Source organism: Gimesia chilikensis (assembly GCF_007744075.1).
In the GTDB taxonomy this organism is placed as follows: Bacteria; Planctomycetota; Planctomycetia; order Planctomycetales; family Planctomycetaceae; genus Gimesia; species Gimesia chilikensis_A.
On sequence record NZ_CP036266.1, the window covers coordinates 3,422,096 to 3,436,827 of the forward strand.

Below are 14,732 nucleotides of genomic sequence, written 5' to 3' on the forward strand. Positions count from 1 at the left end.
GGAATTCGAATCGATCAGATTATCTTAATTAATTAGACATATGTCTAAATGCGTATTGACCAAATATAGACGTATGTCTAAATTGGTGAGGTGTCTGATTCACCAGTTACTTCAGGAGATTTTCAATGGCAAAGAATTCCAGGAGTGGTCACTCCGATTCCCAGGATTTACCTGAGGCAGAGCTTGAAGTTCTGGCTTGCCTTTGGAATGCAGGTGCTTTGACGGCTGGCGAAATCCGAAATCAATTAGAGTCATATCGACCGATGGCTCATGGTTCGGTGCTTACACTGCTCAATCGATTGTCTGAAAAGAAGCTCGTGAAGCGAGAGAAGTCAGGACAAGGCAAATCATTTACTTACCGCGCGGCACGAGGTCCAGAATCCACTCATCGTCGAATTCTGCAGAAGCTCAGACAACGAATATTTGGCGGAAACTCAGTCGCCATTGTGGCATCCCTGCTGGAAAGTCACCCCACCAGTCCGGAAGAAATTGAGGAACTCAAGGCTCTCATCGAACGTCTTGAACAGAATCAGAAATTGGAGGACAAATAATGTCCGTTGATACCATTAATTCCGTGGCCGAGGCGTGGCTCTTTATTGTGATGCACATGTTTTGGCAGTCAACTGTCGTCGCATTGCTTGTCCTGGTAGTTGTTTGCTGGAAGGATCGTATTTCAGCAAATATTCGGTATGCTTTGCTGATGCTGGCTCTGATCAAGTTTGTTGTGCCACCGTTTTTTGCGATGCCGGGTGGGATTTTCAGTCAGTGGGAAATATCAAACGGTTCTTCGGTGGAAAAGACCTCGAGTATGGTTTCCGTACTCCCGCCAGAACGTGAGAACCTGGTAGTGCCGTCTTTTGAATCAGTAACACCTGGCAGAAATGATCTGCCTGTTCCTGTCCAGAATAACCCGAAGAAAGAAGTGAGATCGACTACTGAAATAGCTGAATCCCCGGTTTCGATAATACCCTCATCATCAGTAATCCAGCAGGAACCGACGGTCAGTATTAGTCCCATTGCCTGGTTAATGATCGGCTCCCTTATCGTAACCCTGGCGTTTCTGCTGTGGATGGCGAAAAGCAGTTTTCACCTGATGCGAATCATGGCCCGTTGTAAGGATGCAGATGGTTTAATGCTGGAAGAATTCAGAGAACTGACTCGATCAATGGGATTGCGCCGCCGCATACGTTTGCTTTTAAGTCCGGCCCCCGTGACTCCGATGGCATGTGGCCTGATTCGACCGACAGTCATTGTTCCCGCAGCAATGCTGGCTCAACTGTCGGCGACTGAGCAGCGTGCTGTTTTTGCACACGAACTGGCGCATCACCGTCGTTTTGATCCTGCTGCACTTTGGATTCAGGGTTTTATTCGCGCTCTCTGGTGGTTTCATCCATTGGTATGGATGTTGCATCGCAACATGCAACGCGTCCGAGAACAATGTTGCGATGATCTTATTGTGGTTGAGAATCTGGTTACGAAAGACGAATATTGTGCAGCATTAGTCCGTGCACTGGAGTGGTGCTCTGTGCGAACACAGATTTTGCAATTATCTGCTTTGCAGATGCGACCGCTTCAGTCTCGCATCACACGCGTCCTGAATCCACGGGTCCGTCGATCGGCCAGGTTATCAAAACTCGCCTGGGGAATCGCGATACTCTTGAGTGCAGCCATACTTCCAGGTCTTGCTTTACGGTCTGGAGACGCTGTAGCCGATGTTCTCGCAACGAACAAAAGTGAGCAGCAAGAGAATGACCAGGCAGTGATAGAATCGAATCCTGACCACGCCGAAATTGGTGGTTTGATTCTCGATGAGAAAGGTAATCCCGTAGAGGCAATCGTTTATTGCAGTCAGGTGATAAATAAAGTTGTTGACTTCCAGTCAACGACGACAGATGCAGATGGCCGTTTCCATTTTGATGATATTTCAGCAGATAGATGCGCATTAACAGTCGTTGCCGCAGGGAAAAGTTACACCGGCACGTACGTAACTGTTCAAGCAGGGCAGAACCAACGGAATCTGAAGCTCATTGTTTCTCGTCCCGAATCTCTGGTTCTTAATATCCAGGACAAGCAGGGAAAACCTGTTGCCGGAGTCGAGTTTTCCTACCTCAACTGGAATGTGAAGGGCGGAAGTCGATGGTGGCTTCAGCGGGAGTGGCTTGACCGAATGAAAATTGCCTGTCCCACATCAGATGCGGAGGGCAGACTTGTGATCGAAGGAATTCCAGCAGATGTCGATTGTAATGTGCTCGTCAAACACAAGGACTATGTCAACGGTTTAATCGAAAATGTCAGAACATCTAAAGAGAACACAATCACTCTGGATAAAGGAGTGCCTGTAGAAATTCAAGCAATCGAGGCAGAAACGGGGGAACCTGCGACAGAAGCCACCATCAGAATCACAGGTTATCCGAAAAGTATTAACGTAAGTAACGTTCCCGTAGATTCGGAAGGTAAGTATCGCACTCGATTCCCGATCATGTCTCATCGCGTATATATCAATGTGCGACATCCATCGCTGGCGACAACTGAATCAGCTCGAATACTTAGTGGAACGGCTCACAGTAAGTATGAATTCAAGCTATACCGTCGAGGAGCAGTGCGCGGACGTGTATTGAGCCCAGATAACCAGATGCCGTGTTCCGGAGTGCAGGTGCAACTCATCAGCAAGCGGGCAATTATTCTAAGTAGTTACACCGACAGTGAGGGACGCTTCGAAATGAACCCGCCATCCGGCAGGTTTGGAATTGTTGTTGGTTCAGGAAATGGTTTCTATGGGGAAGACAAGAATTGGAAAGACGTCCACATTAAACCTGGCGAAACGACGGAACTGGGAGATCTAAAAGCCAAACGGCTTCCGCTGATTCGTGGGATCGTGCTATTACCGAATGGCCAACCTGCCGTCAATGCATTGGTGATGCAGGGCGATCAGCAAACTCAGTCCGTCTTAACCGATGAGAATGGACGGTTCGAATTACAAATGGAGCATAAGCCATGGGTCGCACATATCATGGCGTGCCATTTGACTGAAAAGTTAAGCTCGGGAGTGAGTCTCTCGATTTCCAGTTTAGAGGAGGGGACTGAAGCACGCATTCAACTTGAGCCGGAAACGATGTTGAGCGGCTCAGTCGTCGACGCAGCAGGAACTCCGCTGGAAGATGTAGATGTTACACTTTGGTCAGTCTATGGTGATAAAAAAAGAAGTGAATCCAGAAGACTCTCGACCCATAAAACTGATGCTTCAGGTGAATTTCGCAGTTGGGGACTAAGCAGACATCAAAAGTATCAGGCATTGGTCAGCGTAACGCGCAATACCAATTTACCTGGATTCGCCAGCGTCAAATCTGATATGACTCAACTTACAAAACCAGTACAACGCCTGGCACCAATCAAAGTTGATTCCCAGATCTATCAAGATCCTAGTCAACCCCCGTCTTCGGCTGCGGAGATCGTGTGCCGTGACTGGATCAATTCGGACGAACTGAATCTGGATACACTCCGCGGCAAAGTCGTCTTACTGGACTTCTGGGCCACATGGTGTGGACCTTGTATGGCAGATTTGCCCAGGCTTCAATTGGCGCATGAGCTTTACGGGGAAAAAGGATTGGTGATTATTGGCCTTCACCATAATTCAGTTCCAACAGACGAAGTCAGAGAGTTCGTAAAAAAACGGGGACTGACCTTTCCCATAGGACTCGATACTTTGTCTGGTGAAACGTGCGGGAATTATAATGTGAACAGCTATCCGACGAAGATCCTGATTGGCCGTGACGGAAGAGTCGTTGCAACGCAAATCAGCACTGCCGAGTTACTGCCGATTCTTCGAAGTAATGTCCTCTATCACAACGATCAGAAATAGATTGAATGCGCGAACTTTGAATTATGCCTGAATCCGCTAAAGAGTATGAGTTCTTCATGTGTGTTTAACGTTCGTTTTCGCGGAATACTGGCGAATTAGTGGTTACCACACTGAAATTCACAGACTGATTCCCATGAACTCATCTCTGAAATCAAAGTACCGGATTGCCGTGAAATCAGAGGTTAATGATACGGCACTTTCGTACCATCTTCGCTGCGAGTTCCCCTTCGTCCCGCCGTCGCGTCAGCCTGCACCCCTGCCTGGCTGAGGTGGCGACAGGATGATGATGCTTTCAATCAGCGAACACCAACAAAAAAACGCCTGAACCCCAAGTTGGGATTCAGGCGTTTTTGATTTTCTCAAAGTGTCAATGACTGACACTAAAGTAGCGGTGGAGGGACTCGAACCCCCGACACGCGGATTATGATTCCGCTGCTCTAACCAACTGAGCTACACCGCCGGATGGTGTGGGCGTCTGTGCTGAGACAGACACTCCTATCCTAGTGGAAGTTCGGTGGGGAGAAAAGGTTTCTCCGGTGCTAACTTCCTTAGATATCTCACGTTATCGGCAAAAAAGCCGTTGAGAAGTCGCAAGATTAACAAATTATTGTTAGTACGCAAGTCAACCGCCGTTTTCATTCGAAAATGTCGCAGAAATTCGTTGATTGTGGGGCTTTTCCGGGGGCGTTATACTCGAATCTGCTCATTTGATACCCCTGAATCTCGCTCTGGAGTGCCCGCATGATGAAATCGCTCGCGTTCGGTCTGGTTCTCTCGCTCCCGTTCCTCTCGGCGGCCCCTCTCCCGGCAGCGGCACCTGCGGAAACACCCCCTGCCCTTGAGACGATCACACGGACGACCGTGTTTGAGAAAGGGGAAGCCGGCTATCACGGGTTTCGGATCCCGGCGCTGCTGGTGACACCGAAGGGAACGCTGCTGGCGTTTGCTGAGGCGCGGAAGAACAATCTGGGCGACAGCGGTGATATTGATCTGGTGCTCAAGCGGAGCAGCGACAACGGGAAGACCTGGTCTCCCCTGGCAGTGCTGTGGAATGACGGGGAGAACACCTGCGGGAATCCCTGTCCGGTGGTGGATGAGTCGACCGGACGGATCTGGCTGCCGCTGACCTGGAATCATGGCAAGGACCATGAGAAGCAGATCAAGGCGCAGGCCGGATTGGATACGCGGCGGGTCTATATGAGTTATTCCGATGATGACGGTCAGACCTGGAAGCCGCCTTACGAAGTGACCGAGACGACCAAGAAGCCGGAGTGGACCTGGTATGCAACCGGGCCGGGCAACGGGATTCAACTGACGCAGGGACCGCACAAAGGGCGGCTGGTGATTCCCTGTGATCATAATGTGACGCTGGACGGTAAGGTGGTGCGGCGGTCGCATGCGATTTACTCGGACGATCATGGCCAGACGTGGCAGTTGAGTGAACCGATCGGCGAGATGACGAATGAATGTGCGGTCGTGGAACTGGGCGACGGTCGGTTGCAGATGAATATGCGGAGCTATCACGGCAAGAACCGGCGGGCGATTGCATATTCCGACGATGGCGGGACGACCTGGTCTGAGGTGACGCTCGATCCGACGCTGATTGAGCCGGTCTGCCAGGCGAGCCTGATTCGCGTCTCGTTTCCCAAATATGGAACGCCGGGGCAGATTCTGTTCAGCAACCCTGGCAGTCAAAAACGGGAGAAGATGACGGTTCGGTTGAGCAAAGACGATGGGCAGACGTGGGTGGCGTCGCGACTGGTAACGCCGGGTTCAGCCGCGTATTCCTCTCTGGCTTTGTTGAAAAATGGTCAGGCGGGGCTGTTGTATGAGCGGGACCGTTATCAGAAAATCGAATTCGTCGCGTTTGATTTAAAACATTTTACTGCCGGACGTTAGGTTGTGGTGTGGATCTGGTTTAGAGACTGCGTCCAGACTACAGCGAATCACCGGGGCTAATGCCCTGCGGCTAATGGCTATATAAGTTAGCAGGTGTCCCCTCGCTGGGGCGCCTTACTATTTTCTGAAAGATAAAGTGACCGCCGATGGATACATTACTTGATCGTTTTCTGCGTTATGTCAAAGTGGATACCCAGTCGGACGAAACCAGTCCCTCGTTTCCGAGCACGAAGAAGCAGCTGGATCTGAGCCGGATGCTGTGTGAAGAGTGCAAGCAACTGGGGCTGGAAGATGTGACGATCAGTGAGTACGGCATCGTGATGGCGACGATTCCTGGTACGGTCGAAGGGGATGTGCCAGCCATCGGCTGGGTGGCCCACGTGGATACGTCTCCTGAATTTTCCGGGACGAATGTGAAGCCGGTTGTGCATGAGAACTATGACGGGAGCGATCTGGTGCTGCCCGGCGATACATCGCGTGTGCTGCGGGTCAGCGAGGAGCCCCGGTTGAAAGAGATGGTGGGTAAAACCGTGATCACCACCGACGGGACTACGCTACTGGGAGCCGATGATAAATCGGGCGTGGCCGTGATGATGTCGGCGGCAGCGCACCTGATGAGCGATCGCTCGATTGCCCATGGTCCGATTCGGCTCTGCTTTACCTGTGATGAAGAGATTGGCCGCGGGATTGAAAAACTGGACCTGGATGTGTTCGGCGTCTGCTGTGCTTACACATTGGACAGTGACGGCAGTGGTCGCATCGATTCCGAGACCTTCTCGGCTGATCAGGCGGTGATTACCGTGCGGGGCGTGAATACGCATCCTTCGGTCGGTAAAGGTGTGATGGTGAATGCGATTCGGATTCTGAGTGATCTGATCTCATCCTTGCCGACCGAAACACTGAGCCCGGAAACGACGGACGGCCGCGACGGGTTTATTCACCCCTATCATATTGAAGGGGGCGTGGCGGAAGCGTCGGCCCGGCTGATCCTGCGTGATTTTGAAACGGAGAAACTGGCCGAGTATGCCGGCCTGCTGGATTCACTGGCGCAGCCGCTGCGCGAGAAATATCCGCGGGCGGAAATCAAGATCGACGTGCATAAGCAGTACCGCAACATGCGGGACGGTCTGGGTAAGGAACCGCGGGCGCTGGAGAAAGCGATTGAAGCGACGCGCGCTGCGGGGCTGGAGCCGAACCTGAATATCATCCGCGGTGGAACCGATGGCAGCCTGCTGACCGAAAAGGGGCTGCCGACGCCGAACCTTTCCAGCGGTCAACACAATCCGCATTCCCCCCTGGAATGGACGACCGTGGAAGAGATGGAGAAGGCCGTTGATGTTTTAGTGCAACTTGCGATTCTCTGGGGCCAGGAACGTTGAAGTTTTTCTTGTCCAGTTGAGGATTTCTGGCAACGTCCCCGCATTTTTTTCGAAACACGCCGATCAGCTTCCGGTTATTCCGCCTGTGGAAACTGGTGAATTCAACCAGACCTTGTGCATTCTGCTGCGCCTGATGTGGCAACGAGTTAAGACGATTCGCATCTGAAGGGAATCGGGCGACGGCGTGCTGTTCTCCTGTCTGTTATTTAAGCTGTAGCGATTGTGGTGATTGTACCACATCTTCGTGAAAACGATTGTTTGACCACCGTTTTTTTGTGGCTTATGTTAAACATATCGGCAAGCTACCTGTTTAAATAATCGCTGTGCATTGACGTGTGCAGCGCTGTTTGGTGTTTCGCATTTCGTTTACTTGTGATGAGCCCTGATTGTGGTGGCCTTCAAGTACGAATTACGTGCATCGACATAGAGGGGGAACAATGTTTTCTACTACCAAGATGCGACTTCTTAAGAGAGTCTACTCGAGTTCGCTGTGTATCGTGTTACTGGGATGTCAAATGGCGGTCACTACGACTGTCTCTTATGCGGATCCCGGTCCTCTGCCCATCGTGATTCCTGTTACTCAGACCCAGGCGGTTGCCAAAGGGGAAGAGTTCGAACGGACGCGGCAGTGGATTAAGGCTATTGAGCACTATGAAGAAGCGCTCAAGGAATGGCCGGACAATGACAGCATCAAATACGGGCTGCGTCGTGCCAAGATTCATTTCGGCATTGATCGACGTTACCACGACGACAGCTTCAACAAAGTTCTGCTGGTCCAGTCCCGTCGCGAATCATTCATTCTGTATGACGAAATTTTAGCGAAGATTCAATCGCACTTCGTCGACGCGTTGAGCACAACCTCGTTTGTCGCCCATGGAACAGAAAGCCTCTACCTCGCTCTGGCCAACGATGAATTTGTGAAGGTGCATTTGAAAAACGTGCCACCAGAAAAGATTCGCAAAATGCGTCGGATTCTTCGCGAGAACTACTGGAACAAAGGCGTCAACGGTTTTCACGGTGCCCATCAGCTGATCAACGAGGTCTGTGACCTGTCGTATCAGACTCTGGGTCTGCGTGACTCAGCCGTGATTGCAGAATACACGTTCGGCGGCTGCAATGCCCTGGACGATTACAGTAGCTTCCTGACTCCCGAACGTCTGGGCGACCTGTATGACAACATCGAAGGCGAATTCGTCGGTATCGGTATCGAAATGAAAGCCGAGATTGGCGAAGGCATGCTGTTGATCAACGTATTGCCCGAGAGTCCTGCAGAAAACGCAGGCGTGCTGGCAGGCGATCATATTGTGAGCATCGATGGCACCGACTGTCGTCACATGACGACCGATGCGGCAGCCAATCTGCTGCGTGGCACCTCCGGCAGCCAGGTCGTTCTGGAACTGGAAAGTCCCAAAACAGAACAGGTTCGAACGGCCCGCGTGACTCGCAAGGCGGTTCAGGTTCGCAGTTTTCCGATCGTGAAGATAATCGATCAGGAAAATGGAATCGGCTACATCAAAATGACCGGTTTCCAGAAAACCTCAGCAGCAGAACTCGACGCTGCCCTGCAGAAACTGCACGGCGAAGGCATGCGGGCTCTGATCTGGGACGTGCGTGGTAACCCGGGTGGTCTGCTCTCTGCGGCTGTAGAAGTGCTGGATCGATTCATCGATGAAGGCAAACTGGTTTCCACCAAAGGTCGCGTCTCCGATCAGAACTGGAGCTACACCGCTCACCGTCCTGGTACCTGGAAGATTCCGCTGGTATTGCTGGTGGATGAAAACAGTGCGAGTGCCAGTGAAATTGTGGCGGGAGCACTCACCGATCATCGTCGGGCGACCGTGGTGGGTCGCAAGACTTACGGTAAGTGGTCGGTCCAGAGTATCTTTCCGATCCGCGGATCTACGGGATTGCGTCTGACGACTGCCAAATTCTATTCGCCTCACGGAAACACATATGGTAAGATCGGGATCAAACCCGGAATCACGGTTGAGAAAGATGAACTGCGGACGGCCATGTATGGGGCGTCACAGGAACAGAAACTGGCAGCAGATTCTGATATCAAACGTGGCTTACAAATTCTGCAAAGGCAATATGCTGTAACACCATGATGGATGAACGTGCCGCCTGGCTGACCCAGGGAAAAGGAATTACTCCCAGCCTCCGCTGGTCATTTTCCACCGAAGCGCCACTCCTGGCGCTCGACCTGGCACGTGAAACAGGAGAAATACTGGCCGCCGATATTTCCGGCGGCCTTTATTTATTGGATCGGCAGGGTCAGTTCCTGCATCTGAACCGCGGGATCAGGGATGTGCAGCTGGTACACTGGAGCGATCACGGCAAGCGGGGGGCCGCGATCTACTCCGATAATAATATCTGCTGTTTCGATCGCGATCTGAACGTGACCTGGGCGATCTCCTTCTCCGTGGAATGCCTGGCGATTGCCATGGATTCCTACGGCGATTATGTCGCCGTCAGTCTGGCCAGCGGGAAAACGATTCTGATCGATTCCCAGAAAAAGAAGGTGGCCAGCTTTGAGACGATGAAGCCGCTGAGTTACCTCGAATTTCAGATGACCGAACCCCGGCTGATGGGGGCGGCCGAGAACGGCCTGGTCTGCTGTTACGATCTTGAAGGCAACTGTCTCTGGACGGAGAAGCACTGGTCGAACTGCGGTGGGCTGGCGATGTCGGGCGATGGTCAGCGGATCTACCTGGCGGGATTCAATTACGGTATTCTGATCTTCGATCATGAAGGCGATTCCGCGGGAACGCTGGTATTCGAGGGGACGCCGAAGGTTCTTGCCTGTGATTTTCAGGGGAACCGGATCGTCACCGCGACCATTGAACAGGAATTGTACTGGCTCAACCAGGAGGGCAAACTGCTGTGGGGCGGGATTATTCCTGATGAAGCGATCGAGGTCGCCTGCGACCCGTTCGGACAGTGGTGCGTCTGCGGTGCTAAATCAGGGCTGGTACAGTGTCTGGACTGGAGCGACTCACTTTAAATGTGTTTGTGTGGGGGGCGGTGCAAACATGTGATGATGTGCACTAACCCGATTTCTAGGCAGGATCGTAGAAAAGGGCCAAGGTCTATTTTGACTCTCCCCTTGCAAATGCTTATTATATAAGCTCTTCCTGCAACACATTTATTGCGTCTCACTTTCAGTTCCTGTTGATTCACACTTTCTCTCACACTGGCGACATGCGTTACTAACACCGGCGAATCAGATCATTTCTGGGGCAGGCGATGGCCAAGCGGAATAAAGATACTCCTGAAAAGAAAAAACGCCAGTCCGCGCGCGTGCCCAAGCTGGATTCGCTGGGGAAATACCTGATCGAGAAAGAGATTGGTGCCGGCGGCATGGGGGCTGTCTTTCTCGCCCGTGACACAACGCTGAATCGACTGGCGGCTCTTAAAATTCTGCCCCGCGACAAGGCGGAAAACCCGGTTCTGGTCAAACGATTCAAGGCTGAGGGACAGGCGGCTGCTCACCTGCGGCATGAGAATATCGTCTCCGTCTACGATGCTGGCGAAGAAGACGGATATCTCTACATTGCCCTCGAGTATGTCGAAGGGACCGACCTGCATAACATGATCAGCAAGCGGACGCGACTACCTGTTCGGCGTTCGCTGGAGATTATCACGCAGGTGACGGAAGCCCTCGCGCATGCCTATCAGCAGGGAATCGTCCACCGTGATATCAAGCCGGCCAACATCCTGATTCGCCAGGATGGGGTCGTCAAGCTGACCGACCTGGGGCTGGCCCGTTCAATTGATGACAACACCGAAACCAGCATTACAAGGGCCGGTACGACGGTGGGAACGGTCGACTATATGGCTCCCGAACAGGCACGTGACAGTAAAGCGGCTGATATTCGCAGCGATATCTATTCGCTGGGCTGCACCTGGTATCACATGCTGACCGGACGGGCCCCCTTCTCCGAGGGAAGTCTGACTAATAAACTGGCCGCACATGCTACCACTCCCCCGCCCGACCCGCGGGAATTGAATGAACGCGTGCCCGAAGGGATCGTGGCGATCATTCACCGGATGATGGCCAAGTCCAAGAACGACCGCTACCAGACGCCGGAAGAACTGCTGGAAGATCTGAAGGACCCAAATCTGAAGCGTTCCAATGTCGACAATAATGTGCTGGAAGCACTAGCCTCAGATGAGTCGGATGGGGAACAGCCGACGCGTGAAGTCGATATTATTCTCCCGGCTGACAGCAGCGACTTTCAGATCAATCAGTTCATTCCCGATTACAACAGCCAGCCGGATGAGGACGATGACGATCACGCAGATGGCGGGAACCGTCTGAGTACCAGCTTTGATCTGCAGCAACTGGCGGGAGAAGTGGAACTGGAGTCTGAAGTCACGGTGCCCGGGCTGAAGCGTTCCCCCAAGTCGACGCCTGAGAAGAAAAACGAGAAGAAAGCATCCCGCTCGAAATCGGGACCACAAAAAACAGTCGACCGTTCACGTACCCGGCAGCCGGTTGACGAACCGGAAGAAGGCTCCGTGATCTCCGATTCCGCGATGAAGACGCGGAAGGCGAACCGTACGCGCAAAAGTGAGCCGGACTCATCACAGGGTAAGCGGAGCCGACCTGCTGCAGCGGGCAAAAAACCGTCACGGCCCCAACCGACGAAACGCAGCAGCGGGGCCCGTAAATCGGTCCGGGAAACGTCGCCTGTCATGAACGGCGACGCCGATGCGAACGAGAGTGAGATTTCTTTCGACTACCGGCAGATTGGTCTGGTGCTGGGGGGGTTACTGCTGGTCATCATATTGATCTGGTGGGCTGTGAGCAGTATGGGGTCTGGTTCCGCACCGCAACAGGGACCGGGCAGTAATCCATTCGATCCGAATGCCGAGGCACCCGCGCCGGCCGAAAACACTGCGGTCGCCGCTGCGGATGAGCCAAAAGCTGATGCGGAAGCGGAAAAGGAAACGGAACAGACCAGTACCGAAGTCACAAAAACAGAGGAAAAGCCTGCTGGTTCCCAGTGGGAAGAGGTGGCTGTGCGGGGGCAGGAAAAACAGTTTCTACCCTCTTGGGGGAAAGGTTTTTCGGCACTAACGGGGGCAAATGCCAGCCAGCCGGAATCTCAGCTGACCCTGCTCAAAGTCGCCCATGGATCTTCGGCGCAGGGAATCTATTCCAGCTTGGATGACGCTTTGGCGGAGGTGGCCAACCGTGGGGCTGTTATTCGTCTGTACGGTCCCGGTCCATTCTCAATGAGTCCTCAGCGACTCGCGGGGATTTCGCAATTGATCATCATGGCTGCGGATTCCAGCGAGAAACAGCCGACCGTGATCCTGACTCCGGAGGGCGGTTCTGATTCGCAGACGATCTCTGATTACCTGAGTTTTTCCGGGGGGCTGCTGCGGTTACAGGGAATTCATTTCCTGTGTGACGCGGGCCGTCTGACTGGCAACGGCGACTGTAATCTGCTGGCTCTGAACCAGAGCGACCTGACCGTTCAGGAATGTTCCTTTTCACTGACAGGAACCGGGACACGTGAGTTTCGTCTGATCAATTCTACCGGAGTTCCCCGCACCGAGACCGATCGGCCCGAGGGGGAGTCGCGGATTCTGCTGGAGAATTGTGTCGTTACCGGCAGAAAGCTGGAAGTGGTGCGCGTGGATCAGCCCTACTCCGATGTGATGGTTTCCAACTGTTATTTTTCTGTGACCGAGGCTCCCTGCCTGGAGCTGGCGGCGTTGAATCCGAATCTGAACATCAGCAGTGTGCTGCAGGCGCGGAAGGTCCCCCGCACGCTGCGTGTGTTTTCCAGTACGCTCGTCTCTGATCAATCAATCTTTGAACTGATCGGGCCGGTGGCAAAACAGGCCCCACCTGCTGCCGAGAACCAGGAGACTCTGAAGACACAGACCGACCTGATCGTGATCAATTCGGTACTCGTGGGAGATCCGCAGGCAAAACAGGCCGCGATGCTGACGCTCGTCGACTGGCCGCAGGATAAACTGCGCCAGCAGAGCAAGAGTCGCTTCAAGGACCTGGATCTGCAGCTGGAAAGCGTCATGTTCTGGGGCTGGCCGTTGTATCTGAGATCGACCGAACCGGGCAGTCCGCAGAGTACATTTGAGATTGATGCCCATCGAACCTGGCAGCAAAGCTGGGGAAAACCGGTGGCGGTCGAGTCCTTCGATACCGATTTACCACCTAAGTACGCGGCACTGCGGAAGCCGACCTTTGACAGCAGCCTGCTCAATTTTTCCAAAGTCAAAAATGTTTATCGTGTCTCTTCAGGCGGGATCGTACCTGGCTGCGATCCGAACCGTCTGGCGACGCTTTCTGCCGGCGAGCAGGAACGGATTCAGGCCTATGTGAGCCAGCCTCAGATCGGAAAAGCGATCGCCGACAAGTTCGCGAAATCGAAGGCGGTTTCTTTCGACATGTCGAAAGGAAATCTGAGCGACTTTCTCAACAGCACTGCTGTTTCAGGACCCACCCGGGTGAATGTGACCGGACAGGGCGTCTGCTATACGGCTCCCATCAAGCTGGAAAACAAACAGGTGCAGTTGAATTTCGATACGCCTACTGGTGCGGCTCCTTTGATTGTGGAACTGAAGCTGCTGCCCTCCACTGGGAAGACGCGGTCGCGTGATTCCCGTAGTGCGGGAGTGGACTCTTTTATTTCTCTGAAGAACTCCACCCTGGCGATTCACGGTGGGAAATTTCGGATTTCGGCCGACCGGAAAGGTGTGGTCCCCCGGAATTTCGTTTCGCTGCAGAACAGCCAGCTGGCACTTGAAGATTCTGCCCTGGATGCGCTGCTGCTCAACGACAAACGGTTTCAGTCTGTTGTGCAGGTTGGCGGGGGAACGGGAAATCAACCGAACCAGGTGCTGTTGAGTCGCACCTATCTGTCGACTTCAGGAACGGTTGTTAATTCAGAGGCGACGCAGCTGGACCTGGAAGTCTCTGGAAGCCTGTTATTGAGCCAGAATGATCTGTTCGCGCTGGCGGTGAAGCCGTCGTCGAGTCCGCGGGTTCGGGTTTCTCTGAATCAAAGTACCCTGGCGCCTCGCGATTCCGTACTGGCTTTTAAGGAAAGCGACGGTTCTCAATCTACAGGAACCGCTGCCCGGGTGCTGGCGGAAGAATGTCTGTTTCTACCTGTGCCTGCCGCGTCAGGCGGTCGCTCTGACTCTTCCCGTTCCGCTTCCCTGCTCCGGCTCCCCCAGAGTCTGCAGAAGCAGGTACAGTGGTGGGGTTCGACTAATGGGTATATGGTAGAGCGGTTGCAGGCACTCGGGGAATCCGGCTCACTGTCTGCGGGGGCTGGCGGCGATTTTGAACAGACGCTCGCCCAGGTGTTCGGTGATCAGGCGGATCAACATGCACTGACGATGCCGGGCGGGGTTCTGCTGCAGGAACAGAAACTGCCTCCCCTGACGAAAATTCAGCCGGTTCACTTTCGGCTGCTGCCTGCCTGTAAGGCGGCGACCTGGTCAGACCTCAAACAGCCGCTGGGGGCCGATCCCGTTGCGCTGCAGGCGATGCTGGAAGGCAATCCGCAGGACCGGGCGAAAGCGGCCCGCAAGAAACGCTCGTTCTAAGGTCT

7 protein-coding genes and 1 tRNA gene are annotated in these 14,732 nt (G+C 53.4%); 7 read left to right on the plus strand and 1 reads right to left on the minus strand.

Annotated features, from left to right (window positions below; translation table 11 throughout):
* The first annotated feature begins 125 nt into the window (after positions 1-125).
* Together HG66A1_RS12955 and HG66A1_RS12960 are read left to right on the plus strand one after the other, a co-directional pair.
* A complete protein-coding gene (locus HG66A1_RS12955; RefSeq protein WP_145184329.1) occupies positions 126-551 on the plus strand; it encodes a BlaI/MecI/CopY family transcriptional regulator in 426 nt (141 codons plus the stop codon).
* Positions 551-3,859 (plus strand): M56 family metallopeptidase, encoded by a 3,309-nt coding sequence (locus HG66A1_RS12960; protein ID WP_145184332.1) that lies wholly within the window; start codon positions 551-553, stop codon positions 3,857-3,859. Before HG66A1_RS12955 ends, HG66A1_RS12960 begins: the two co-directional genes overlap by 1 nt.
* A 386-nt stretch (positions 3,860-4,245) precedes the next feature.
* Here the strand turns inward: HG66A1_RS12960 and HG66A1_RS12965 are convergent.
* Positions 4,246-4,319: transfer RNA gene (locus HG66A1_RS12965), tRNA-Met, on the minus strand.
* Positions 4,320-4,600: 281 nt separating this feature from the next.
* On the opposite strand from HG66A1_RS12965, the gene HG66A1_RS12970 reads away from it, so the two are divergent.
* The 5 genes from HG66A1_RS12970 (at position 4,601) to HG66A1_RS12990 (ending at position 14,727) form a co-directional block, all read left to right on the plus strand.
* Entirely contained in the window at positions 4,601-5,758 is a 1,158-nt protein-coding gene (locus HG66A1_RS12970; RefSeq protein WP_145184335.1) for a sialidase family protein, read from the plus strand.
* Positions 5,759-5,904: 146 nt separating this feature from the next.
* Positions 5,905-7,137: a peptidase T gene (gene pepT, locus HG66A1_RS12975; protein WP_145184338.1), complete on the plus strand. Its 1,233-nt coding sequence runs from the start codon at positions 5,905-5,907 to the stop codon at positions 7,135-7,137.
* A 515-nt stretch (positions 7,138-7,652) separates the two neighbouring features.
* On the plus strand, positions 7,653-9,245 hold the full coding sequence (locus HG66A1_RS12980; protein ID WP_232106823.1) for a S41 family peptidase: 1,593 nt from the start codon (positions 7,653-7,655) through the stop codon (positions 9,243-9,245).
* Positions 9,242-10,141, plus strand: a complete 900-nt coding sequence (locus HG66A1_RS12985) for a WD40 repeat domain-containing protein (protein ID WP_145184341.1) — start codon at positions 9,242-9,244, stop codon at positions 10,139-10,141. The genes HG66A1_RS12980 and HG66A1_RS12985 overlap by 4 nt, the downstream gene beginning before the upstream one ends.
* A gap of 242 nt (positions 10,142-10,383) precedes the next feature.
* Complete coding sequence (locus tag HG66A1_RS12990) at positions 10,384-14,727, plus strand: serine/threonine-protein kinase (protein WP_145184344.1); 4,344 nt, start codon at positions 10,384-10,386, stop codon at positions 14,725-14,727.
* Positions 14,728-14,732 lie beyond the last annotated feature (5 nt).

Excerpts from the sequence above, each read along its gene's own strand:
- HG66A1_RS12960 (WP_145184332.1), top strand. The coding sequence starts at position 551 with ATGTCCGTTGATACCATTAATTCCGTGGCCGAGGCGTGGCTCTTTATT.
- HG66A1_RS12970 (WP_145184335.1), top strand. The coding sequence starts at position 4,601 with ATGATGAAATCGCTCGCGTTCGGTCTGGTTCTCTCGCTCCCGTTCCTC.
- HG66A1_RS12980 (WP_232106823.1), top strand. The coding sequence starts at position 7,653 with ATGGCGGTCACTACGACTGTCTCTTATGCGGATCCCGGTCCTCTGCCC.
- HG66A1_RS12955 (WP_145184329.1), top strand. The coding sequence starts at position 126 with ATGGCAAAGAATTCCAGGAGTGGTCACTCCGATTCCCAGGATTTACCT.
- HG66A1_RS12990 (WP_145184344.1), top strand. The coding sequence starts at position 10,384 with ATGGCCAAGCGGAATAAAGATACTCCTGAAAAGAAAAAACGCCAGTCC.
- HG66A1_RS12985 (WP_145184341.1), top strand. The coding sequence starts at position 9,242 with ATGATGGATGAACGTGCCGCCTGGCTGACCCAGGGAAAAGGAATTACT.
- pepT (WP_145184338.1), top strand. The coding sequence starts at position 5,905 with ATGGATACATTACTTGATCGTTTTCTGCGTTATGTCAAAGTGGATACC.